The 23010-nt window shown below is 70.0% G+C and carries 24 protein-coding genes; 11 read left to right on the top strand and 13 right to left on the bottom strand.

Features of this window, described 5'->3' with window-relative positions:
- Positions 1–62 precede the first annotated feature (62 nt).
- Positions 63–1325, bottom strand: coding sequence for a phosphoribosylamine--glycine ligase (purD, locus tag PARJ55_RS0100450; protein WP_028711184.1), 1263 nt, complete (start codon positions 1323–1325; stop codon positions 63–65).
- A 109-nt stretch (positions 1326–1434) separates the two neighbouring features.
- Between purD and xseA the strand changes: the two genes are divergently transcribed.
- Positions 1435–2994 (top strand): exodeoxyribonuclease VII large subunit, encoded by a 1560-nt coding sequence (gene xseA, locus PARJ55_RS0100445; protein ID WP_028711183.1) that lies wholly within the window; start codon positions 1435–1437, stop codon positions 2992–2994.
- Between the two features lie 84 nt (positions 2995–3078).
- On the opposite strand, the gene PARJ55_RS0100440 is transcribed toward xseA, so the two are convergent.
- From PARJ55_RS0100440 to PARJ55_RS0100425, 4 genes are all read right to left on the bottom strand, one after another.
- The gene (locus PARJ55_RS0100440) at positions 3079–4338 is read right to left on the bottom strand and encodes an MFS transporter (protein WP_371256013.1); all 1260 of its coding nucleotides are present in this window, start codon (positions 4336–4338) and stop codon (positions 3079–3081) included.
- A 7-nt stretch (positions 4339–4345) separates the two neighbouring features.
- Complete coding sequence (gene eda / locus PARJ55_RS0100435) at positions 4346–4984, bottom strand: bifunctional 4-hydroxy-2-oxoglutarate aldolase/2-dehydro-3-deoxy-phosphogluconate aldolase (protein ID WP_028711181.1); 639 nt, start codon at positions 4982–4984, stop codon at positions 4346–4348.
- Positions 4985–5168: 184 nt separating this feature from the next.
- The gene (locus PARJ55_RS0100430; RefSeq protein WP_051416108.1) at positions 5169–5831 is read right to left on the bottom strand and encodes a DUF1190 domain-containing protein; all 663 of its coding nucleotides are present in this window, start codon (positions 5829–5831) and stop codon (positions 5169–5171) included.
- Between the two features lie 3 nt (positions 5832–5834).
- Positions 5835–7058: a glutathionylspermidine synthase family protein gene (locus PARJ55_RS0100425; RefSeq protein WP_028711179.1), complete on the bottom strand. Its 1224-nt coding sequence runs from the start codon at positions 7056–7058 to the stop codon at positions 5835–5837.
- 330 nt (positions 7059–7388) lie between these two features.
- On the opposite strand from PARJ55_RS0100425, the gene PARJ55_RS0100420 reads away from it, so the two are divergent.
- The 5 genes from PARJ55_RS0100420 to PARJ55_RS0100400 all read left to right on the top strand — a co-directional run bounded on the left by PARJ55_RS0100420 (position 7389) and on the right by PARJ55_RS0100400 (position 12646).
- Positions 7389–8990, top strand: coding sequence for an ABC transporter substrate-binding protein (locus PARJ55_RS0100420; protein WP_051416107.1), 1602 nt, complete (start codon positions 7389–7391; stop codon positions 8988–8990).
- A gap of 108 nt (positions 8991–9098) precedes the next feature.
- Positions 9099–10091, top strand: a complete 993-nt coding sequence (locus PARJ55_RS0100415) for an ABC transporter permease (RefSeq protein WP_028711177.1) — start codon at positions 9099–9101, stop codon at positions 10089–10091.
- Positions 10088–10993 (top strand): nickel transporter permease, encoded by a 906-nt coding sequence (gene nikC / locus PARJ55_RS0100410; protein WP_028711176.1) that lies wholly within the window; start codon positions 10088–10090, stop codon positions 10991–10993. Before PARJ55_RS0100415 ends, nikC begins: the two co-directional genes overlap by 4 nt.
- Positions 10990–11844: an ABC transporter ATP-binding protein gene (locus tag PARJ55_RS0100405; protein ID WP_028711175.1), complete on the top strand. Its 855-nt coding sequence runs from the start codon at positions 10990–10992 to the stop codon at positions 11842–11844. The genes nikC and PARJ55_RS0100405 overlap by 4 nt, the downstream gene beginning before the upstream one ends.
- Positions 11845–11890: 46 nt before the next feature.
- Positions 11891–12646: an ABC transporter ATP-binding protein gene (locus PARJ55_RS0100400; RefSeq protein ID WP_028711174.1), complete on the top strand. Its 756-nt coding sequence runs from the start codon at positions 11891–11893 to the stop codon at positions 12644–12646.
- Here the strand turns inward: PARJ55_RS0100400 and PARJ55_RS0100395 are convergent.
- Positions 12643–13347, bottom strand: coding sequence for a VIT family protein (locus PARJ55_RS0100395; protein WP_028711173.1), 705 nt, complete (start codon positions 13345–13347; stop codon positions 12643–12645). The two genes, PARJ55_RS0100400 and PARJ55_RS0100395, sit on opposite strands and share 4 nt — an antisense overlap.
- A gap of 125 nt (positions 13348–13472) precedes the next feature.
- Here PARJ55_RS0100395 and PARJ55_RS0100390 point away from each other — a divergent pair, with 125 nt between their 5' ends.
- Together PARJ55_RS0100390 and PARJ55_RS0100385 are read left to right on the top strand one after the other, a co-directional pair.
- The gene (locus PARJ55_RS0100390; protein WP_028711172.1) at positions 13473–14918 is read left to right on the top strand and encodes an aldehyde dehydrogenase family protein; all 1446 of its coding nucleotides are present in this window, start codon (positions 13473–13475) and stop codon (positions 14916–14918) included.
- A 16-nt stretch (positions 14919–14934) separates the two neighbouring features.
- Positions 14935–15678 carry an SDR family oxidoreductase gene (locus PARJ55_RS0100385; RefSeq protein ID WP_028711171.1) on the top strand — a complete coding sequence of 248 codons (744 nt, stop codon included), beginning with the start codon at positions 14935–14937 and terminating at the stop codon, positions 15676–15678.
- Here the strand turns inward: PARJ55_RS0100385 and PARJ55_RS0100380 are convergent.
- From PARJ55_RS0100380 to PARJ55_RS0100365, 4 genes are read right to left on the bottom strand one after another with little or no spacing between them, the layout of a single operon-like run.
- Positions 15675–16502, bottom strand: a complete 828-nt coding sequence (locus tag PARJ55_RS0100380) for a metal ABC transporter permease (protein WP_084637745.1) — start codon at positions 16500–16502, stop codon at positions 15675–15677. The genes PARJ55_RS0100385 and PARJ55_RS0100380 overlap by 4 nt on opposite strands.
- A complete protein-coding gene (locus tag PARJ55_RS0100375) occupies positions 16502–17362 on the bottom strand; it encodes a metal ABC transporter permease (RefSeq protein WP_028711169.1) in 861 nt (286 codons plus the stop codon). Before PARJ55_RS0100375 ends, PARJ55_RS0100380 begins: the two co-directional genes overlap by 1 nt.
- On the bottom strand, positions 17359–18228 hold the full coding sequence (locus PARJ55_RS0100370; RefSeq protein ID WP_028711168.1) for a manganese/iron ABC transporter ATP-binding protein: 870 nt from the start codon (positions 18226–18228) through the stop codon (positions 17359–17361). Before PARJ55_RS0100370 ends, PARJ55_RS0100375 begins: the two co-directional genes overlap by 4 nt.
- Positions 18221–19126 (bottom strand): metal ABC transporter substrate-binding protein, encoded by a 906-nt coding sequence (locus PARJ55_RS0100365; RefSeq protein ID WP_051416106.1) that lies wholly within the window; start codon positions 19124–19126, stop codon positions 18221–18223. The genes PARJ55_RS0100370 and PARJ55_RS0100365 overlap by 8 nt, the downstream gene beginning before the upstream one ends.
- A 105-nt stretch (positions 19127–19231) precedes the next feature.
- Between PARJ55_RS0100365 and PARJ55_RS0100360 the strand changes: the two genes are divergently transcribed.
- Positions 19232–19654: a Fur family transcriptional regulator gene (locus PARJ55_RS0100360; protein WP_036699121.1), complete on the top strand. Its 423-nt coding sequence runs from the start codon at positions 19232–19234 to the stop codon at positions 19652–19654.
- Complete coding sequence (locus PARJ55_RS0100355) at positions 19651–20010, top strand: YigZ family protein (protein WP_198019299.1); 360 nt, start codon at positions 19651–19653, stop codon at positions 20008–20010. The genes PARJ55_RS0100360 and PARJ55_RS0100355 overlap by 4 nt, the downstream gene beginning before the upstream one ends.
- Here the strand turns inward: PARJ55_RS0100355 and PARJ55_RS0100350 are convergent.
- The 3 genes from PARJ55_RS0100350 to pth are packed head-to-tail and all read right to left on the bottom strand — an operon-like array spanning position 20007 to position 22140.
- A complete protein-coding gene (locus tag PARJ55_RS0100350; RefSeq protein ID WP_156929395.1) occupies positions 20007–20381 on the bottom strand; it encodes a DUF2237 family protein in 375 nt (124 codons plus the stop codon). The two genes, PARJ55_RS0100355 and PARJ55_RS0100350, sit on opposite strands and share 4 nt — an antisense overlap.
- The gene (locus PARJ55_RS0100345; RefSeq protein WP_028711163.1) at positions 20381–21436 is read right to left on the bottom strand and encodes a DUF2332 domain-containing protein; all 1056 of its coding nucleotides are present in this window, start codon (positions 21434–21436) and stop codon (positions 20381–20383) included. The genes PARJ55_RS0100350 and PARJ55_RS0100345 overlap by 1 nt, the downstream gene beginning before the upstream one ends.
- Positions 21433–22140, bottom strand: a complete 708-nt coding sequence (pth, locus tag PARJ55_RS0100340; RefSeq protein ID WP_028711162.1) for an aminoacyl-tRNA hydrolase — start codon at positions 22138–22140, stop codon at positions 21433–21435. Before pth ends, PARJ55_RS0100345 begins: the two co-directional genes overlap by 4 nt.
- A gap of 196 nt (positions 22141–22336) precedes the next feature.
- Between pth and PARJ55_RS0100335 the strand changes: the two genes are divergently transcribed.
- Positions 22337–22966, top strand: a complete 630-nt coding sequence (locus PARJ55_RS0100335) for an ATP-dependent Clp protease proteolytic subunit (protein ID WP_028711161.1) — start codon at positions 22337–22339, stop codon at positions 22964–22966.
- Positions 22967–23010 lie beyond the last annotated feature (44 nt).

Raw genomic sequence — 23010 nt, 5'->3', positions numbered from 1 at the left:
GCACCGCCGCCTGCTTCACCGTTTTCCAAATACTCCTGCGCCCGTGCCGCCGGTGCGGCAGCTCAAAGCGCGCGCCAGCCGATGTCGCGGCGGCAGAAGCCCCCCGGCCAGTCGATGGCATCGGCCAGCGCATAGGCGCGCGCATGCGCCTCGGCCAGGGTGGCGCCGCGCCCGGTTGCCGCCAGCACCCGGCCGCCCGTGGCGACGATCTGCCCGTCGCGGCGCGCGGTGCCGGCATGGAAGACCATGCGGAAACTGTCCTCGGCCAGCGCGTCGAGCCCGCGGATGGCGCTGCCCTTCTCATGGCTGCCGGGATAGCCCTTCGCGGCCAGCACCACGGTCAGGGCATGGTCGTCGGCCCAGCTGACCGAGGCCGTGCCCAGCCGGCCCTCGGCGCAGGCCAGGATCAGGTCCAGCGCCTGGGCGCCCAGCCGCATCATCAGCACCTGGCATTCCGGGTCGCCGAAGCGGACATTGTATTCCACCAGCCGCGCCCGCCCGTCCCGGATCATCAGCCCGGCATAAAGCACGCCCTGGAACGGCGTGCCGCGCCGCGCCATCTCGGCCACGGTCGGGCGCACGATCTCGGCCATGACCGCATCCTGGATCTCCGCCGTCAGCACCGGGGCCGGGGAATAGGCGCCCATGCCGCCGGTATTCGGTCCGGTATCGCCGTCGCCCACGCGCTTGTGGTCCTGCGCCGTGCCGATCGGCAGGCAGTCCACCCCGTCGCAAAGCACGAAGAAGCTCGCCTCCTCGCCTTCCATGAATTCCTCGATCACCACCTCGGCCCCGGCCGCGCCGAAGGCGCCGCCGAAGGCGTCATCGACGGCGGCGATGGCCTCGGCCTCGGTCATGGCCACGGTCACGCCCTTGCCGGCGGCCAGCCCGTCGGCCTTGACGACGATGGGCGCACCCTGCGCGCGGATATAGGCCCGCGCCGGCTCGGCGGCGTCGAAGCGCGCCCAGGCGGCGGTCGGCGCGCCGCAGGCGTCGCAAACCTCCTTGGTGAAGGCTTTCGAGGCTTCCAGCATCGCCGCCGCCCTGGACGGGCCGAAGACCGGGATGCCCGCCGCCCGCAGCTCGTCGGCGACGCCCGCTGCCAGGGGCGCCTCGGGGCCGATCACCACCAGGTCGATGGCGTTCTCCTCGCAAAAGCCGATCACGGCGGGGCCGGACAGGATGTCCAGATCCGCCAGCCGCGCCAGCGGCTCCATTCCGGCATTGCCCGGCGCGACGAACAGCCGGTCGCATTTCGGATTCTGCCGGATCGCCCAGGCCAGCGCATGTTCGCGCCCGCCGCTGCCGAGGATCAGGATGTTCATGCGGAAAGGCCCCTTTGCGAATGGTCCCGCGCCTTCTAGGAACTGGCCCGGCCCGGATCAATCCCCCAAGCCCCTTGATCCCGCCCGCGCCCCGCGCCACAACCGGGCCATGGAGCTTTTCGAAGACACGCCCGCCAGCAACGCCCATGAATTCACCGTCTCGGAAATCTCGGGCGCGGTGAAGCGCGTGATCGAGGGCGAGTTCGGCCGCGTCCGCGTGCGCGGCGAGATCGGCCGCGTCTCGCGCCCCTCCTCGGGGCATCTCTATTTCGACCTCAAGGACGAACGCGCCTGCATCGCCGCCGTCACCTGGAAGGGCCAGGCCGCGCGTCTCTCGACCCGCCCCGAGGAGGGGATCGAGGTCATCGCCACCGGCCGGCTGACCACCTTTCCCGGCCAGTCGAAATATCAGCTGATCGTCGAGGAGATCGAGCCCGCCGGCGCCGGCGCGCTGATGATGATGCTGGAAAAGCGCCGCAAGGCGCTGGCGGCCGAGGGGCTGTTCGACGAATCGCGCAAGCGCCCGCTGCCCTACCTGCCGCGGGTGATCGGCGTCGTGACCTCGCCCTCGGGCGCGGTGATCCGCGACATCCTGCACAGGTTGCGGGACCGTTTCCCGACGCGGGTGCTGATCTGGCCGGTGGCGGTGCAGGGCGAGGGCTGCGCGCCGCAGGTCGCCGCCGCGATCCAGGGCTTCAACGCGCTGCCCGGGGAAGGGCCGATCCCGCGCCCCGAGCTGATCATCGTCGCGCGCGGCGGCGGCAGCCTCGAGGATCTCTGGGGCTTCAACGAGGAAGCCGTGGTCCGCGCCGCGGCGGCCAGCGACATCCCGCTGATCTCGGCGGTGGGGCACGAGACCGACACCACGCTGATCGACTTCGCCGCGGACCGCCGGGCGCCGACGCCGACCGCGGCCGCCGAGATGGCGGTGCCGGTGCGCGCCGAACTGGCCGCCCGGCTGGCCGAGATGCGGGCGCGGATCATGCGCGCCGCCCAGACCGGCAACCAGCGCCAGCGCCAGCGGCTGGCCGACCTGGGCCGGGCGCTCGGCCGGCCGCAGGCGCTGACCGATCCGGCGCGGCAGCGCTTCGACCTGTTCGCCGAACGGCTGGAACCGGCGCTGCGCGGCTTCGTGCGCGCCCGCCGCGACCGGCTGAACGCGCTGCCGCTGTCGCTCTCGGCATTGCGCGCCATGCTGCGCAACCGGCGCGAGGCGCTGCAGGCCCATCGGCAGCGCCTGCCGCTCTGCCTGGCCCGGCTGCGGCAGCGCAAGGCCGAGCGCCTGGCCGATCGGGGCCAGCGGCTGGAACGCGCCCGGTCGCGGATGCTGGCCGACAGCGCCCGCCAGCTCGCCCGCGACCGCGCGGCGCTTGACCAGTTCGCGGCGCGGCTTGCCGCCGGCGCCGCGCGCCTCCTGCCGCCGCGGCGCGAGGCGCTGGAGCGGCTGGACCGCCTACGCCAGACGCTGGGCTATCGCGAGACCCTGCGCCGCGGCTTCGCGGTCGTCCACGGCCCCGCGGGCCTGATCACCGCCGCTGCCGAGGCGGCGCAAACCCCGCGCTTCGAGATCGAGTTCCTCGATGGCCGCATGGCGGCGCGCCCCGACGCGCCCCCGGCCAAGCCGGCCCGCAGGCCAAGGCAGCCCAGGGACCAGAAATCCCTGTTCTAGCTTCTTTCTTGCCCAAATATCCCGGGGGGAGCGCCTGGCGCACCCCGTCGAGGGGTGCGGCAGGCGCGGGGGGCAGAGCCCCCCTTACCGCGCGACCTCCCGCGGCCGCAGCATCAGCCAGAGCAGCGCCCCGCCGGCCAGCACCAGGAAGGGCAGCATGGCCAGGTTGACCGCGCTCCAGCCCGCCTGGGCCGAGCCGCCCATGCAGTTCATCAGCCCGCCCGAGGACAGCGAGGCCAGGAACACGCCGGAAAATACCACGGCGTCGTTCAGGCCCTGCACCCGCTCGCGCTCCTCGGGGCGATAGGCGCGGGTCAGCATGGCGGTGGCGCCGATATAGCCGAAGTTCCAGCCCAGCCCGAGCAGGATCATGGCCAGGAAGAAATGCGAGAGCTCCACCCCCGACAGTGCCACCGCGCCGGCGCCTGCCAGGATCGCCAGGCCCAGCATGACGATGCGCGTGGCGCCGAAACGGGCGATCAGATGGCCGGTGAAGAACGAGGGCGCGAACATCGCCAGCACATGGCCCGAGACGATGTTCGCCGCGTCCGCCGTGGCGAAGCCGCAGCCGACCACCGCCAGCGGCGCCGAGGTCATCACCAGGTTCATCAGCGCATAGGAGACCATACCGCAGATCATCGCCACGGCGATCTGCGGCACGCGCAGCAGCGCGCCCAGCGGCCGGCCCTGGGCGCGGCCCCTGGCGGGCGCCGGCGGGCGCGGGATGTCGAGAAAGGCGAAGATCACCGGCCCGAGCAGGTTCAGCCCGATGATCGCGGCATAGGTGGCCAGGAAGGGGATGGCAGTCAGCTCGGCGGTCAGGCGCACCAGGACCGGGCCGGTGAAGGCGGCGGCAAGCCCCCCGGCCAGCACCCAGGAGATGGCACGCGACTGGAACTCGGGCGGGGCGCAATCGGTGGCGGCAAAGCGGAAGAAGCCCTGCGCCGCCATATAGACCCCGGTGAACAGCGCGCTGGCGGTGAAAAGCCAGAAATTGCCCGCCGACAGCGCATAGGCGGCGATACCCGCCCCCAGCGCCGCCGAGCCGCAGGAGAGCAGGAACCCCGCCCGCCGCCCATGCCGGCGCATGAAGCCCGAAAGCGGCCGGGCCGACAGCGCCGAGCCCAGGATCATCATCGACAGGGGCAGGGTGGCGATGCAGGGGTTGGGGCTGAGCATCTGGCCCGCCAGCCCGCCGACGATGAAGATCATCGACATCTGCGCCCCCAAAAGCGCCTGGGCCAGCAGCAGCACGACGACATTGCGCCGGGCGCGGCGCATGGCGTCTGAACCGGTCAGGACCGGCTGGCCATCGCCGGGGGTGGTCGCGTCGGGGGCGGTCATCGCAGGCTCATCTCAGCCCGAAAGCCTCGCGGGCGCGGGTTTCGATGGCCGCCCAATCGCCGGCGGCGACATCGGCATCCGGCGCGATCCAGCTGCCGCCGACGCAGACCACGTTCGGCAGCGCCAGGTAGTCCGGGGCGTTCTGCGGGGTCACGCCGCCGGTCGGGCAGAAGCTGACCTGCGGCAGCGGCCCGGCCAGGGATTTCAGCGATTTCGCCCCGCCCGCCGCCTCGGCCGGGAAGAATTTCAGCATGGAATAGCCCAGTTCCATCGCCCGCATCACCTCGGAGGCGGTGACGGCGCCGGGCAGCAGCGGCAGGCCGATCTCCTCGCAGGCCCGGGCCAGCCGCTCGGTCAGGCCGGGCGAGACGGCGAAGCTGGCCCCGGCATCCTTGGCGCGCCTTGCGTCCTCGGGGGTCAGCACCGTGCCGGCGCCGACATGGCCGCCCTGGACCTTGGCCATTTCGCGGATGACGTCGAGCGCGGCGGGGGTGCGCAGGGTCACCTCGAGCACCGGCAGGCCGCCGGCCACCAGGGCCGTGGCCAGCCCCTCGGCGCGGCCGGCATCGCCCACGACCAGGACCGGGATCACCGGGGCGAGTTCGCAAAGCGCGCGGGTGTTCTGGGACTGGGTCTCGGGGGTCATGGCGGGCCTCGTTCTTGCGGAAACTGCCGGCAGGTTGCGCTTTTCCGCGCGGTTGCGCAAGGGCTCGTGTTAGCGTTAACTGCCGTCCTGGTCGGCGGCTTTGCCGGGGAAGGGGGCTGTCCGCCCCCTCTTGCGGCTGGCGCCGCAATTCACCCCCGAGGATATTTCGGCAAGAAAGAAACCCTCAGCCGCCGAAACTGCTGCGCCCGCCCGAGCGTGCGGTGGCCGAGGCGCCGAAGCCGCCGCGCTGGCTGACCTGGGCCGCGCTCATCGGCGGCTTGCCGATGGTCGAGGGCGCGCGCTGGAAGGTCGTGGCCGGCACCTTGCCGGCGCCGCGGTTGCTGGCGAAGCTCTGGTCGCCCTTGGGGGTCGAATAGCGCCCGTCGGCGGTGTTCACCATCGGCTGCGAGGAGATGCCGCCGCCGCGCGACAGCATCGAGCCCATCATGTAGCCGACCAGCAGCGGCATGAAGGAAAAGCCGCCGCCGGAATTCTGCGCCTCCTGCGTCTGCGTTGGGTCGCCGCCGCAATTGCCGGCGCCATGCTCCTGCTCGCACAGTTCCTTCGATTCGTAGCGCGGCGCGGTTTCCAGGAATTCCTGCCGGGCGGCGGCGAAGTTCTGGCGGCAGTCCTCCTCGGTGAACCACAGGGTTTCCTGCTTGCTGGCGGCGATGCAGCTTTCCAGGTCGGGAAAGCTTTGCGCGTCCATGCGGTCGTCCTCGCAGCCGGCCAGCGCCAGGGTGGCGGTTCCGGCCAGCACCAGCGCGACATGGCGGCCGCGCTTGCGAAGGCTGTGGCTGCGGGCGGGGCGGGGGACGGGGTTGGAACGGGAAAATGCGTCGGTCATGGATCAGCCCTCGATGAAATGCGGCTTGAAGCGCGACAGGTTGTGGGTGATGCGCGAGCGATCCTCGCGCAGGCCGAGGCCGCAGCAGTTTTCGCCGACGATCCAGGCGCCGAGCACCGGGTGGAAGCCGCCGAAATCCGGCAGGGGCGCCAGGCCCTGCAGGATCATCGGGTGGTGCGAATAGCTGTCGTCGCCGGTGCGCGCCGTTTCGCGGCCCTGTTCGTGGATGACGACCCCCGCGCCCTCGCGCGAGAAGATCGGCTTGGTCACATGGCCGCGCGCCAGCGCGTCGCGCGCCGCCTCGAAGGCCTGGGCCACGGCGGGGGCGGGGCTGCCGCCGGACAGCGCGTCCTGCACATCCGCGAGGAAGAAGGCCGGCAGCAGGTTCGGATGGCCGGGGAACATCTGCCAGAGCAGCGGCAGGATGGCCTTGTTCGACAGGATCGCCTTCCAGGGCGGCTCGATGAAGCGGGTGCCCGAGCTTTGCAGATGCGCGGCGAAATCGTCGCGCAGCATGTCCTCCCAGGGGTAGAGCTTGAAGAGCGTGCCGATGACCCGGGATTGCTCGTCGGCGAACTGGCCCTCCTCGGTCAGGCCGATCTGCCGGAGCGCGGTGAAATGCGCGCCCAGGCCCGCCTCGCGCGCGGCCCAGGCCAGGGTCTCGACGGTGGCGTAATCCTCGGGGTTGTCGGGATCGGCGGCGAAATGCACCTCCTCGCCGTCGGCGCAGATCTGCGTCCAGCGCGCCACGATCGCCTCGTGGATGCTGTTGAACTGGTCGCAATCCTCGCCCAGCACCCCCGCCGCCTGTTGCTGTTCGAACCAGAGCCACTGGAAGCTGGCGGATTCGTAAAGCGAGGTCGGCGTGTCGGCATTGTATTCCAGTAGCTTCGCCGGGCCGCTGCCGTCATAGGCGAGGTCCATGCGGCCATAGAGTTCGGGTTCGCCGCGCGCCCAGCTCGATGCGATCAGGTCCCAGTGCTGGCGCGGGATGTCCAGCCGGGTCAGCCAGGCCTCGTCGCGGACGGCGCGGTCCACCGCCTCGCGGCACAGCGCATGCAGCTCGGTGGCGGGGGCCTCGATATCCTCCTCGATCTGGCGCAGGGTGAAGCGATAGGCGCTGGTCTCGTCCCAATAGGGCTCGCCGCCCATGTCGGCGAAGGTGAAGCCGAGCTCCTTGGCCTCGTCGCGCCAGCCGGGCCGTTCGGGAAGGGTGCGTTTTTCCATGGTCTCTCCTTCCGCCCGAGATAGGGCGGTGGGCCGGGCGGGCGCAACCCCGCATGGCGATTTTCGGGCGCGGTCCGCCGACGCGGGCCCGGCGGCCGGCGCGGCAAGGCGCCGCGAGGCGGGGCGGTTATCCGTCGCGGCCTCCGCCCGCGGCCGGACCCGGCCAGCGCCGGCCCGTCGGGACCGGAAGCGCGCCGGACGGCGGTGGCGGCGCGGCGCGGGAAAATCTCGGCACCGGCACGCGGGGCTTGCGGCAGGCCGGGCTTCGCGCCAATCTGCTACCATTCCAGCCCCGCGAGCGACGGGGCGCGACAACAGGGATGATCCATCATGCAGAACCGTTTCCCGCTTCGCGCGCTGCTTCTGGCTTCGGCCATGTCTCTGGGGGTGGCGGCGCCGGCCGCCTGGGCCGAGACCCCCGCCGACACGCTGGTCATCGCCCATCAGATCGACGACATCATCAGCCTCGATCCCGGGCAGAGCTTCGAATTCTCGGGGCAGGACGTGGTTCACAGCCTCTATGACCGGCTGGTCGATTTCGACCCGCTGGACCTGAATGCCGGCATCAAGCCCAGCCTCGCGGAAAGCTGGGAGGTCAGCGAGGACGGCAAGACCATCACCCTGACCATGCGCGAGGGGGTGAAGTTCCATTCCGGCAACCCGGTGCGGGCCGAGGACGCCGCCTGGTCGCTGCAGCGCGCCGTCAAGCTGAACAAGTCGCCGGCCTTCATCCTGAACCAGTTCGGCTTCACCGCCGAGAACGTGGACGAGCGCGTGACCTTCGACGGCAACAGGCTGATCCTGCAGCTGGACCAGCCCTATGCGCAAAGCTTCGTGCTGAACTGCCTGGCCTCCGAGGTCGGCTCGGTCATCGACAAGGAAACCGCGATGAGCCATGCCGAGGGCGAGGATTTCGGCAATGCCTGGCTGTCCACCAACGGCGCGGGGTCGGGGCCCTACACCCTGACCGCCTGGCGGCCGAACGAGGCGGTGCAGCTGGCCGCCAACGAGGAATACTGGCAGGGCGCGCCGGTGATGAAGCGAGTGATCGTGCGCCATGTGCAGGAGAGCAGCGCCCAGCGGCTGCTGCTGGAACAGGGCGATATCGACGTGGCCCGCAACCTGACCCCGACGGATGTCGATGGCATCGCCGGCAACGACAGGCTGAAGGTCGCGGACGAGCTGCGCGGCCGCATCCTCTACATGGGGCTGAGCCAGAAGGATCCGCTGCTGTCCCGGCCCGAGATGGTCGAGGCGATGAAATACCTGATCGACTACGCGGGCATGGAGTCGAGTTTCCTCAAGGGCCAGTGGAAGGTGCACCAGAACTTCCTGCCCGAGGGCTATCTGGGCGCCTCGGACGAGAACCCCTGGACCCATGACATCGAGAAGGCCCGCCAGATCCTGACCGATGCCGGCATCACCTCGGGCACGGTCAAGACCATCGTGCGCGACATCCGCGAATATGTCGACGCGGCCCAGACCCTGCAGGCGGCCATGGCGCAGGTCGGCCTGACGCTGGAGATCCAGCAGATGACCGGGGCGCAGGTGCTCGACGCCTATCGCGCCCGGCAGGTGCCGATCTTCATCGGCGAATGGGGCCCGGATTACGCCGACCCGAACACCAATGCCTCGACCTTCGCCCATAATCCCAACAATGCCGACGATGCCGGCCTGTCGCAGCTGGCCTGGCGCAACAGCTGGGCGGTGCCCGAGGAGATGAATCGCGCCGTCGAGGCCGCCACGCTGGAGGGCGACACCGACAAGCGCGTGCAGATGTATCTGGACATCCAGAGCCAGTATCGAGAGATCGCACCGATCATCCCGATGTTCCAGAAGATCGAGCAGGTGGCGATGCAGCAGAACGTGCAGAACTGGACCTCGGGCGGTTCGGTCACCTCGGTCAACTATCGGCAGGTGACGAAGGAATAAGTCGTGGTCCATCCCGACCTGACCGATCCGCCGGGACAGGGCGCGCCGCCCCCGGCGGGCGGCGCAACCCCCGGCCCGGGCGCGCGGCTGCGGCGCCGGGCGCGAAGCCTGGGCGGCATCCTGCTGTCGCTGGCGCTGACGCTGCTCGGCCTGTTGCTGGTCACCTTCGTCATCGGCCGGGTCATGCCGATCGACCCGGTGCTGAAGGTGGTGGGCGAGCGCGCGACACAGGCGCAATATGACGCGGCCTTCCAGGCCATGGGACTGGACAAGCCGATCTGGCAGCAGTTCCTGCGCTACATGGCCGAGGTGCTGCAGGGCGATTTCGGCCGCTCGATCTCGACCGGGCATCCGGTGGCGCAGGACCTGCGGCGGGTGTTCCCGGCGACGGTCGAGTTGGCGACGCTGGGCACGCTGATCGGCGTCTGCGTGGGCGTGCCCTTGGGCGTGGTCGCCGCGGCGCGCCGGGGCGGCTGGATCGACCAGATCGCCCGCGTGGTGGCGCTAGTGGGCTATTCCATGCCGATCTTCTGGCTGGGGCTGATGGGGCTTCTGCTGTTCTACGGCATCCTCGGCTGGGTCGGCGGGCCGGGCCGGCAGGGCATCATATACGACGGCATGGTGCCGACGGTCACCGGGCTGATCCTGGTCGACAGCCTAGTCGCCGGCGACTGGGCCGCCTTCCGCGACGCCTTCAGCCATATCGTGCTGCCGGCCAGTCTGCTCGGCTATTTCAGCCTCGCCTATATCAGCCGCATGACGCGCAGCTTCATGCTGGAGCAGCTTTCGGCGGAATATGTCGTCACCGCCCGCGTCAAGGGCCTGTCCGAGCGGCGGGTGGTCTGGGGCCATGCCTTCCGCAACATCCTTGTGCCGCTGATCACGGTGATCGCGCTCAGCTTCGGCTCGCTTCTGGAAGGGTCGGTGCTGACCGAGATCGTGTTCTCCTGGCCCGGCATCGGCCAATACATCACCAAGGCGCTGCTGGCCGGCGACATGAACGCGGTGCTGGGCGGCACGGTGGTGGTCGGCACCTGCTTCGTGGCGCTGAACCTGCTGTCCGACATCCTCTACCGCCTGCTGGACCCGAGGGCGACATGACCGAGACGACCCGCGCATGGCTTCTGTCCGACGCGCCGCAGACCCGGCGGCAGGCGCGTCTGGGGGCGATCTACCAGGGCTGGCTGACCTTTCGCGCCAACCGGCTGGCCATGGTCGGGCTGGCGATCCTGGTCCTGCTGGTGCTGGTCGCCGCCTTCGCGCCCTGGATCGCGCCGCAGAATCCCTATGCCCAGAACCTGGCCGAGCGGCTGAAGCCGCCTTCGGCGCAGCACTGGCTGGGCACGGACGCGCTGGGGCGGGACATCCTGTCGCGGCTGATCCACGGCTCGCGCGTGACGCTGTTCATCGTCGGCACGGTGGCGCTGATCGCGCCGGTGATCGGGCTTTTCGTCGGCACGGTGGCGGGTTTCGCCGGCGGCTGGGTCGATCAGGTGCTGATGCGCATCACCGACATCTTCCTGGCCTTTCCCAAGCTGATCCTGGCGCTGGCCTTCGTCGCGGCGCTCGGCCCCGGCATCGGCAACGCGGTGCTGGCCTTGGCGATCACCTCATGGCCGCCCTATGCGCGCCTGGCGCGGGCCGAGACGCTGACCATCCGCAATACCGACTATATCGCCGCCGCCCGGCTGCAGGGCGCAGGGCCGCTGCGGCTGCTGATCGGCCATGTCTGGCCGCTCTGCGTCAGCTCGCTGATCGTACGGGTGGCGCTGGACATGGCGGGGATCATCCTCTCCGCCGCCGGGCTAGGCTTCCTCGGCCTCGGCGCGCAGCCGCCGATGCCGGAATGGGGCGCGATGATCTCGGACGGGCGCACCTATATCCTGGACTTCTGGTGGGTCGCGGCCATGCCCGGCATGGCGATCTTCGTCGTCAGCCTGGCCTTCAACCTGCTCGGCGACGGCTTGCGCGACGTGCTGGACCCCAAGGGGGGCCGGGAATGACCCCGCTGCTTTCCGTCCGGGACCTGCGCGTCAGCTTCCCGACCCGCTCGGGCCGTTTCGAGGCGGTGCGCGGCGTCAGCTTCGACCTTGGCCGCGAAAGGCTGGGCGTGGTCGGCGAAAGCGGCTCGGGCAAGTCGATGACCGGCCGCGCCATCCTCGGCTTGGTGCGCCCGCCGGGCACGGTCGCGGCCGGGCGCATGGAGCTTGGCGGCCAATCGATCCTGAACCTGCCCGAGCGGCGCATGCGCCGGTTGCGCGGCGCGCGCATCAGCATGGTGATGCAGGACCCCAAGTTCAGCCTGAACCCGGTGATGACCGTGGGCCGGCAGATCATGGAGGGCTACCGGCTGCATAGCGGCGAAAGCCGCGCCGCGGCCCGCGACAAGGCGCTGGAAATGCTGCGCGCCGTGCAGATCCGCGATCCCGAGCGAGTCTTTCACGCCTATCCGCACGAGGTCTCGGGCGGCATGGGCCAGCGCATCATGATCGCGATGATGCTGGCCCCGGACCCCGAGATCCTGATCGCGGACGAGCCGACCTCGGCGCTGGACGTCTCGGTCAGGAACGAGGTGCTGCGCATCCTGGACCGGCTGGTCTCTGCCCGCGGCATGGGGCTGATCTTCATCAGCCACGACCTGAACCTGGTGGCGCAGTTCTGCGACCGCGTCCTCATCATGTATGCGGGCCGCGTGGTCGAGGAACTGCCCGCCCGCGATCTGCATGCCGCGAAACACCCCTATACCCAGGGCCTCCTGAACAGCCTGCCGCGGCTTGACCGGCCGGTGGACCGGCTCGCGGTCCTGCAAAGGCAACAGGACTGGCGCGACGCCCCGCCGGCGGGAGCCCCGTGATGGCCCTTCACCGTTTTCCAAATACTCATCCGCACCGGTGCCGCCCATGCTGACGGTCGAGAATCTGGACGTCTGGTTCGGCCATGCGCCCGAGCGCGTCGATGCGGTCCGATCCGCCAGCTTTACCGTCGCGCGGGGCGAAAGCTTCGGCCTCGTCGGCGAAAGCGGCTCGGGCAAGTCGACCATCCTGCGCGCCGTCGCCGGGCTGATCGACAGCTGGTCCGGCCGCATCGAGGTGGCGGGAGAGGTCATCGCCGGCCGCCGCCGCTCGCGCGGCTTCCACAAGACGGTGCAGATGGTGTTCCAGGATCCCTATGCCAGCCTGCATCCGCGCCATTCCGTGGACCGGGTCCTGTCGGAAACCCTGCGCCTGCAGGGCATGGACGGCATCGACCGGCGCATCGCCCGGCTTCTGGACCAGGTCGGGCTGGGGCAGGGCTTTCGCTTCCGCTATCCGCATCAGCTTTCCGGCGGCCAGCGCCAGCGCGTCGCGATCGCCCGGGCGCTGGCGGCGGAGCCGCAGCTTCTGCTGCTGGACGAGCCGACCTCGGCGCTGGATGTCAGCGTGCAGGCCGAGATCCTGAACCTGCTCTGCGATATCCGGGCCGAACGCGGGCTGACCTATGTGATGGTCAGCCACGACCTGGCGGTGGTGGCGCATATGTGCGACCGGCTGGCGGTGATGCGCGAAGGCCGGATCGTCGAAGAGATGGATGCCGCCGCCCTGCGCGCCCAGCGGGCGCAGGGCGATTACGCCCGGGCGCTGATCGCCGCCAGCACCGGCTACAGCCGCGACGCCTAGACCGCCACCCCGACCAGCTTGCCGATCCCGGCGGTGACCGCCAGCGCCACGATGCCGCCCAGGATCACCCGCAGCACCGCCCGGCCGGGCGGTGCGCCGCCGGCCCAGGCCCCCAGCGCGCCCAGCACCCCCAGCGCCGCCACCACGGCGACCAGCACGCTGGCGATGACCGCGCCGCCCGGCGCCAGGATCGCCGCCAGCAGCGGCACCGCCGCCGCGATGCTGAAGGTCGCGGCCGAGGCCAGCGCCGCCTGCAGCGGATTGGCGTTCGAGGCCTCGCTGAGCCCCAGCTCGTCGCGCACATGCGCAGCCAGCCCGTCATGCTCGGTCACCTCGCGCGCGGCCTGCAGGGCGGTGCCGGGCGTCATGCCCCGCGATTCGTAGATCGCGGCCAACTCGTGCAGCTCTTCCTCGGGCATCTCGCGCAGGGCTGCATGCTCGCGGGCGATATCGGCGCGCTCGGTATCCGATTGCGAGCTGACCGAGACATATTCGCCCATGGCCATGGACATCGCCCCGGCGACCAGCCCGGCCAGCCCGGCGATCAGGATCGCCTCGGGCCCCGGATCGGCCGCCGCCACCCCGACGATCAGCGCCCCCACCGAGACGATGCCGTCATTCGCCCCCAGCACCGAGGCGCGCAGCCAGCCCATGCGGCTGACGTAATGCGGATCGTCGGGATGGGCGCTCGGCTGGGTCATCGGGGTCCTCGGCTATTGCTGTTTCGGGCCAGCTTAACGGCCCGGACCGCATTTGCCAGCCTTGCGTCCCGCGACCGGCGCCGTCACGCTGGCGGCGGACGAATCCCGCCGAAAAGGAGGCAAGAATGCAGCACGGCCCGACCCTGCCGCCCGCGCGGAACCTGATCGGCGGCGCCTGGCTGCCGGCCGCCTCGGGACGCGAGATGCCGATGATCTCGCCCATCGACGGCCGGCCCTTCGCCACCATCGCCGATTCCGGGCCGGAGGATGTCGACGTCGCGATCCGCGCCGCCCGCGCCGCCTTCGAGGGCGATTGGGGCCGGCTGACCGCCGCCGAGCGCGGCCGGCTGATGCTGCGCCTGGCCCTGCGCATCGAGGCCGAGGCCGAGGCGCTTGCCCGGCTGGAAACCCACGACAACGGCAAGCCCGTCGCCCAGTCCCGCGCCGACATGGCGGCGCTGGCGCGCTATTTCGAATATTACGGCGGTGCGGCGGACAAGCTGCATGGTGAGGTGATCCCGTTCCTGAACGGCTATGACGTGACGGCGCTGCGCGAGCCGCATGGCGTCACCGGTCATATCATCCCCTGGAACTATCCGGTGCAGATCTTCGGCCGCTCGGTCGGGGCGGCGCTGGCCATGGGCAACGCGACGGTGACCAAGCCGGCCGAGGATGCCTGCCTGACCATCCTGCGCATCGGCGAATTGGCGGCCGAAACCGGCTTTCCGCCCGGCGCCATCAACATCGTCACCGGGCGCGGCGCGGTGGCGGGCCAGGCGCTGGCCGAGCATCCCGGCGTCGATTTCATCAGCTTCACCGGGTCGCCCGAGGCCGGGCAGGCCATCCAGATCGCGGCGGCGCGCAACCACATTCCCTGCACGCTGGAACTGGGCGGCAAGTCGCCGCAGATCGTCTTCGAGGATGCCGATCTTGAGGCCGCGGCCCCGGTCATCGTCAATGCCATCGTGCAGAACGGCGGCCAGACCTGCTCGGCCGGCTCGCGCGTGCTGATCCAGCGCGGCATCTGGGACCGGCTGATGGCGATGCTGGCCGAACGCTTCGCCGCGGTCGTGGCCGGGCCGGCCGAGGGCGCGCTGCTGGGCCCGCTGATCTCGGCCCGGCAGAAGGCGCGGGTCGAACGTTACATCGCCGAGGCCGCAGCCCCGCTGATCGCGCGCGGTGCCGTGGCCGCGGACGCGCCGGCGGCGGGCTTCTATGTCGCGCCGGCGCTGTTCGGGCCGGTCGATCCCCAAAGCCCGCTGGCGCAGGAAGAGATCTTCGGCCCGGTGCTGGCCGCCATCCCCTTCGACACCGAGGCCGAGGCGGTGGCCATCGCCAACGGCACCGAATACGGGCTGGTCGCCGGCATCTGGACGCGCGACGGCGACCGGCAGGCGCGCATGGCCCGCGCCATGCGCTGCGGGCAGGTCTTCATCAACGGCTACGGCGCCGGGGGCGGGATCGAACTGCCTTTCGGCGGGGTGCGCAAATCCGGCCATGGGCGCGAAAAGGGCTTCGTCGCGCTTTACGAATTCTCGCGGCTGAAAACCGTCGTTCATCGTTTCGCATAAAAAAGGGGAAGAGATCATGCGGCTTCAGGGCAAGACGGCATTGGTGACCGGCGGCGGTTCGGGCTTCGGGCGCGGCATTGCCGAGCGTTTCGCGCGCGAGGGGGCGCGGGTGGCGGTGCTGGACATCAACGCCGACACCGCCGGGGCGGTGGCCTCGGGCATCGAGGGCCTCGCCATCTCCTGCGACGTGAGCCAAGGCGATCAGGTCCGGGCGGCGGTGGAGAAGGCGCGCGAAAGCTTCGGCAGCCTCGACATCGTGGTGAACAATGCCGGCTGGACCACGCCGAACGGCCCGCTGCTCGACACGGACGAGGCGGCGTTCCGCAAGATCTACGACATCAACGTGCTGTCGATCTTTCACATGACCCATGCCGTGCTGCCGCATTGGCGGGCGCGCGGGCAGGGGGTGATGATCAATGTCAGCTCGACCGCCGGCATCCGGCCGCGTCCGGGGCTGAGCTGGTACAACTCCTCGAAAGGCGCGGTGAACACCCTGACCCGCAGCCTGGCGGCGGAACTGGCGCCCGAGGGCATCCGGGTGAACGCCATCGCCCCGGTGATGGGCGAGACCGGGATGCTGGAGCGGTTCATGGGCTGCGAGGACACGCCCGAGAACCGCGCCCGCTTCCTTGCCACCATCCCGCTGGGCCGGCTGTCGACGCCGCGCGACATCGCCAACGCGGCGCTTTACCTCGCCTCGGACGAGGCCGATTTCATCACCGGCGTCATCCTCGAGGTCGATGGCGGGCGGACGGTCTAGCCCGCTGCCTGCGCGCGCCGCGTGGCGATGCTGCGCCACAGGAAGGCCAGCACGAACAGCGCCGTCAGCACCAGCACGATGGTCGGTGCAGGCGCGCTGTTCAGCCAGAAGCTGGCCCAGACCCCGCTGACCGCCGCGAAGGCCGCGACGCCGACCGCGGTGGCCAGCATGGCCGGCAGCCGCCGCGTGACCAGGAAGGCCACCGCCCCCGGCGCGATCAGCAGCGCCACCGCCAGGATGATGCCGACCGCGCTGAGCATGGCGACGACGGTGGCCGAGATCATGGCAAGCAGCCCGTAATTCAGCACGGCCAGCGCCAGCCCCGAGACCCGCGCCTGCACCGGGTCGAAGGCCAGAAGCGCGAAGTCCCGCCATTTCAGCACCAGCACCAGCCCGACCACGGCCGAGATGCCGCCGGCCAGCCGCAGGTCTTCGGGGCCGACGCCCAGCATGTTGCCGAACAGGATGTGATCCAGGTGCAGGTCGGTCCGGATGGCGGTGTAAAGCACCACCCCCAGCCCGAACATGCCCGACATGACCACGCCCAGCACCGTGTCGGCCTTGACCCGGCTGTTGCCCTGCAGCCAGCCCGACAGCATGGCGCAGCCCAGCCCGGCCAGGAAGGCGCCAAGGATCAGCGGCAGGCCGGCGACATGGGCCAGCACCACGCCCGGCAGCACCGCATGGCTGACGGCATCGCCCATTAGCGACCAGCCCTTGAGCACCAGGAAGCAGGACAGAAGCCCGGCGGGCAGGGCGATCATCAGCCCGATCAGCGCCGCGTCGCGCATGAAGGGAAAGGAAAACGGCAGCAGCCAGTCCATCATGCGGCCTCCTCCAGCGCCGCGCGGGCCCGGCGGCGGGCGGCGAGCAGGCCGTGCTTGGGCGCCAGCAGGAAGACGGCCAGGAAGATCAGCGTCTGCAGGCAGACGATCACCCCGCCGGTCGCGCCGTCGAGGAAGAACGAGACATAGGCCCCCAGCGCCGAGGTGGTCGAGCCGATGGCCACCGAGATCAGGATCAGCCGCGGAAAGCGGTCGGTCAGCAGATAGGCGGTCGCGCCCGGCGTCACCACCAGCGCCACGACCAGGAAGGCGCCGACGGTCTGCATCGCCGCCACCGTGCAGGCCGAAAGCAGGGTGAAGAACAGCACCTTCAGCGCCTGCGGATTCAGCCCGACGGTGCGGGCATGGCTCTCGTCGAAGAACACCACCATCAGGTCGCGCCATTTCGCCGCCAGGATCAGCAGCGAAAGGCCGCCGATCAGCGCCAGCTGCAGCGTATCGCCGGGGGTGATCGCCAGGATGTTGCCCATGGTGATGGTCTGCACGCTGACCGCCATCGGATTAAGCGAGACCATGAACAGCCCCAGCCCGAAGAAGCCGGTGAAGATCAGCCCGATGATCGCGTCCTCGCGCAATCCGCTGCGCTTGTTCAGGAACAGCATGGTCAGCGCGGCAAGCCCACCCGACAGGAACGCCCCCAGCGCGAAGGGCAGGCCCAGCATGTAGGCCCCGGCGACGCCCGGCACGATGGAATGCGACAGCGCGTCGCCGATCAGCGACCAGCCCTTGAGCATCAGATAGGCCGAGAGGAAGGCGCAGACCCCGCCGACCAGGGCCGAGACCCAGATCGCATTGGTCATGTAGCCGTATTCGAAGGGCACCAGCAGCGTGCGGATCATTTCGAGGCCGCCTCTTCCTCGCGCGCGCTGCGCTGCCTGTCGTCGTAGAAGACCAGCGGCCGCTCGTCGTCCGACAGCACGGTCAGCGCGCGCGGATCGTCGTCGTCATGCAGGCGCCGCCCGCCCAGCACGAAATGCCGCAGCACGCCGCCAAAGGCCAGGCGCAGGTTGTCGGGGGTAAAGACCTCGGCCGTCGGCCCATAGGCCAGCACGGTGTTCTTCACCAGAACCACCCGGTCGCAATATTCCGGCACCGAGCCGAGGTCGTGGGTCGAGACCAGCATGACCCGTCCCTCCTCCCGCATCTGCTGCAACAGCGCGATGATGGCGGATTCGGTCTTGACGTCCACGCCGGTGAAGGGCTCGTCCAGCAGGATGACCCGGGCGCCCTGCGCCAAGGCCCGGGCCAGGAAGACGCGCTTCTTCTGCCCGCCCGAAAGCTCGCCGATCTGGCGGTGGCGGAAATCCTGCATGTTCACGCGCGCCAGCGCCTCGTCCACGGCGCGGCGGTCCTCGGGCCGCGCGCGGCGCAGGAAGCCCATATGGCCGTAGCGGCCCATCATCACCACATCCTCGACCAGCACCGGGAAGGTCCAGTCCACCTCCTCGGCCTGCGGGACATAGGCGATCAGGTTCCGGCGCAGCGCCTGCGGCACGGTCAGGCCCAGCACCCGCACCTTGCCGGCGGCGGCCGGCACGAAGCCCATCAGCGCCTTGAACAGCGTGGATTTCCCCGAGCCGTTCACCCCCACCAGCGCCGTGACCGAGGCTTGCGGCACCGAAAAGCTGGCATCGCGCAAGGCGGTGAAGCCGTTGCGATAGGCCACCGTCAGGTTGGATACCGCGATGCCGGGGGCGTCATCCATCGGACAGCCCCTTGACGATGGTCTCGGACGTCACGCGCAGCAGGTCCAGATAGGTCGGCACCGGCCCGTCCGGATCGGACAGGCTGTCGACGTAAAGCACGCCGCCATAGCGCGCCCCGGTCTCGGCGGCGATCTGCCGGGCCGGGCGGTCCGAGACGGTGCTTTCCGAGAACACCACCGGGATCCGGTGCTGCTTGATCGCATCGACGACGCGGCGCACCTGCTGGGGTGTGCCCTGGGCATCGGCGTTGATCGGCCACAGGAACAGCTCGTTCAGGTGGAAATCGCGCGCAAGGTAAGAGAAGGCGCCCTCCGATGTCACCAGCCAGCGCCGCTCCTCGGGCAGGGCGCGGGCGGCGTCGCGCAGCGGACCGATGGTGCGCGCGATCTCGCCCTTGTAGCGGCCGGCGTTGGCGCGATAGCTGCCCTCGCCCTCGGGATCGACCTGGGACAGGGCGGCGGCGATGTTGTCCACATAGACCAGCGCCGTATCCAGCGCCATCCAGGCATGCGGGTTGGGCTTGCCGTCGTATTGCCCGCCCGAGATCGGCATCGGCTCGATCCCCTCGGTCAGCGTGGCCGAGGGCAGGTCGCCCAGGTTGCGCAGGAACTGCTCGAACCACAGCTCGAGGTTCAGCCCGTTGCGCAGGATCAGGCGGGCGTCGCGGGCGCCGATCAGGTCGCTGGGCGTCGGTTCGTAATTGTGGATCTCGGCCCCCGGCTTGGTGATCGAGACCACCTCGGCCCGGTCGCCCGCCACGTTGCGCGCCATGTCGGCGATGATGGTGAAGGTGGTCGCCACCTTGAGCCGGCCTGCCTGCGCCAGCGCCGGGGCGGGAAGGATGGCGGGGGCGGCAAGCCCGGCAAGGGCCGTGGTCAGGAATGTTCTGCGTTTCATGATCCGATTCTTCTGCTCTGGGCCTCGTTCTGCCGCTGTTATCTGCGAATGATTCTCAACTGTCAAGCCAGTTGCAATTTCTTCGCATCTGGGCCAGAAAACCGCATGGAGATCGAGACCCGTGCCCAAGCCTTCGAGGACGCGCTGCGCCGTGCCGGCGTGCGCATCACCCGTCAGCGCGCCGCGCTGCTGCGGGTGCTGGCGGCGGCCGAGGATCATCCCGACGCGACGCAGCTGCATCAGCGGGCGACGGCCGCCGGGGCAGGGGTGTCGCTGGCGACGGTCTATCGCACGCTTTCCGCGCTTGAGGCGCAGGGCGTGATCCAGAAGCTGGAATTCGAGGGCGAGCCGGCGCGGTTCGAGCCCGCCGACGGCACCCATCACGACCACATGATCGACGTCGAGACCGGCGAGGTGATGGAATTCGTCAACGAGCGCATCGAGCGGCTGCAGGCCGAGATCGCCGCCGAGATGGGCTACGAGATCGTCCGCCACCGGCTGGAGCTTTACGTCCGGCGCCGCCGATGAGCCTGACGGTCTTCGACAAGATCATCTCGGATCGTGGCTCGCGCTATGCGGTGTCGGGCGGGCCGGCGCGGACCCGGGCCGAGGCCGAGGCGCTGCTGGCCGAGCTGAAGCGCAACAAGCGTTTCGCCAAGGCCACGCATAACAGCTGGGCCGCGATCCTGTCGGGCGAGGCGCTGCGCGACGACGACGGCGAAAGCGGCGCCGGCCAGATCATCCTGCAGATGCTGGAACGCGCCGGGCTGACCGACCATGTGGTGATCGTGACGCGCTGGTATGGCGGCAAGCATCTGGGCGGCGACCGCTTTCGCCACGTCGTCGATGCGGTGCGGCATTATCTGGCGCAAAGCGGGCGCTAGCCTTCGCGTCCGACCGCATGGGCCTGCAGCAGCTCCAGCGGCACGATCTCCAGCGTGCGGGCATGGGTGGCCTCCAGCACCACCTCGGGCGCGGCGAATTCCTGCGCCGCCTGCAGGAAGCGGGCCGCGCAAAGACACCAGCGGTCGCCCGGCTTCAGCCCCGGAAAGCGGAATTCGGGCCGCGGCGTGCTCAGGTCGTTGCCCAGGTATTTCGACAGCGCCAGGAACTCGGCGGTGACGATGACGCAGACCGTGTGCCGGCCGCGATCCTCGGGGCCGGTATTGCAGCAGCCGTCGCGGAAGAATCCGGTCAGCGGCGCGGTCGAGCAGGTCTCGAGCCTGCCGCCAAGAACGTTGAGCGCGGGGTCCATCACAGGGTCTCCTTCGGCTGCCAGCCGATCCAGCGGCCGTGGAAATCCGCCCGGCCGAGGCTCCATTCGCGCATCCCGCCGCCGCTCCAGAGTCGCAGGACCAGCGCCGCGCCCTCGCCGCCATCGGCCTCCATCGACAGATGCGCCAGCGGCCGGTCGGGACTTGCCCCGTCCCCGGCGGCCCGCAGCGCGGATTCGACGAGCGCCCGCGTGGGGGCGGGAAAATACTGCGCCGCCACGGTATGATAGACAAGCCTGCCATGCGCGCAAGGCTCGGCAAGCCGGGCCGCGAGCCATGCGCCGGCATCGCCGCGATCCACCCGCGGCGGATGCCGCCCGGCCAGCGCCAGCGCCGCCTGCATCCGCTCCAGCCGCGCCCGCTGATCCGCCCAGACATAGGCCAGCAGCCGCAGCCCGTCCCGCGCCGGGTCCAGCGGGTTCAGGTCCACGCCGCGGGCCGCGCCGATCGCCAGCGCCGCAGGGGGCGGGGCCGCGCCGCGCCATTGCGGGTTCAGCCAGACGGACTCCCCCTCGTCGGCCAGCAGGGACGGGGCGTATTCCTCTGCATCCCCAAGCCGGTATCGTGGAAAGTTCAGGTTGAGTCCCGCGCTGGCGCCCAGCTCCAGCAGGTCGAAGCGGCGCCCGGGCAGCAGGGCGCCGATAAACCAGCAGGCCGCGATCAGCGCCGCGGCCCGGGCGACCTCGTTGGTCTGCGGCGCATGCTCGACCCATTCGAGCATATGCGCTTCATCGTGATGAATTGCCTGTGAAATCCTGTCATGCAGCCGGTCATCGTCGGGTTCGGCATAGGCCTGGGCGAGTTCCGGGTCGCGTCCGGTCAGGACCAGCGCGTGCAGCGCCCCGCAAAGCCGCAGCGGCACCGAGTCGGCGCGGTGGCTGGCATCGCCGGGCCATGTCCGCACCCGGCGCGCCAGCGCCCCGTCATCCCCGGCCAGGATCAGCGCCAGCTGCTCGCAGACCCGCGCCGTCAGGGGAGAGCCGAGCGCGCGGCAGGCTTCGGCCTGCAGGGCGAATGCCGCGCGCCAGGCGGTCACCGGAACCGCTCGGTCAGCGCCCTCAGGCGGTCGGAAAGGCTGGGCGGCTCGGCGGCGGAATCGTTGGCGGGTTTCGCCGCGGGCTTGGCCGGCGACGCCTTGCCGGGAAGGTCAGGCCGCGTGCCGCTGTTGCGCGCCGGCGCCACCCGCGCCGCGACCGCGTTCATGAAGCGCGCATCCTCGCCGGCGGCCAGCGCCGCCGCCCCGTCCGAGATGCCGCGCAGCAGGTCGTCCAGCCCGGCCTGCTCGGCCTTGGCGAAATCCGACAGCACATAGCCGGCGACGCGGTCCTTGTCGCCGGGATGGCCGATGCCGATGCGCAGCCGGCGATAGCCCTCGCCGATATGCTGGTGCAGAGAGCGCAGCCCGTTATGCCCGGCATGTCCGCCGCCGGTCTTCAGCCGCACCTTGCCCGGCGCGAGGTCCAGCTCGTCATGCAGCACGATCACGTCCTGGGGCGCGAGCTTCAGATAGCCCATCGCCTCGCCGACCGACTGGCCGGACAGGTTCATGAAGGTGCCGGGCTTGAGCAGGGCGACCCGCTCCTCGCCCAGCCGGCCCTCGCAAACCTCGCCCTGGAAGCGGCTGCGCCAGGGGGTGAAGCCGTGGTCCGAGGCGATGCGCTCCACCGCCATGAAGCCCACATTGTGCCGGTTGGCTGCGTATTTCGCGCCCGGATTGCCCAGGCCGACGATCAGTTTCATGCGTCTCTCCGTCGCTCGGGCGCCAGATTACCGGGCTGGCCGGAAAGGGGCAAATTTTATCGCTCTCTTGTCCTCGCGGCCCGGCGTTACTAAGACTCTGTCAACCTTTCGCGTCTAAGAGCGGTCCCAGGGGGCAAGGCCCTTGGGACGAATCGCGAAACGGGCAGGCCAGGCAGGGACAAAAGCAAGGACAGACATGCACGATCCGGCAGAATTCTACATGAACACGCTCGTCCCCATGGTCGTCGAACAGACCAGCCGCGGCGAACGCGCCTATGACATCTTCTCGCGCCTGCTGAAGGAACGGATCATCTTCCTGTCCGGCCCGGTGCATGACGGCATGGCGACGCTGATCTCGGCGCAGCTCCTGTTCCTCGAGGCGGAGAACCCGACCAAGGACATCAGCATGTATATCAACAGCCCCGGCGGCGTGGTGACCGCGGGCCTGTCGATCTATGACACGATGCAATACATCAAGCCGCGCGTCTCGACCCTGGTGGTCGGGCAGGCCGCCTCGATGGGCTCGCTGCTTCTGTGCGCCGGCCAGCCGGGGCATCGCTTCTCGCTTCCGAACAGCCGCATCATGGTGCACCAGCCCTCGGGCGGCTTCCAGGGCCAGGCCACCGACATCCTGATCCACGCGCGCGAGACCGAAAAGCTCAAGCGCCGCCTGAACGAGATCTATGTCGCCCATACCGGCCGCACCCTGGAGGAGGTCGAGGAGGCGCTGGAGCGCGACCGCTTCATGTCGCCCCAGGAAGCCAAGGACTGGGGTCTGATCGACGAGATCCTGACGGCGCGCGGCAAGGCCGAGCCGGACAAGTGATCACGGCTTCGGGAAGCTGCCGGGGCTGGCGTTTTGGGGATTGT

The sequence above is a fragment of the Paracoccus sp. J55 genome (assembly GCF_000513975.1).
Classification (GTDB): Bacteria; Pseudomonadota; Alphaproteobacteria; order Rhodobacterales; family Rhodobacteraceae; genus Paracoccus.
Note: the sequence above shows the minus strand (reverse complement) of the source record. Positions and strands in the feature narration are given on the sequence as shown.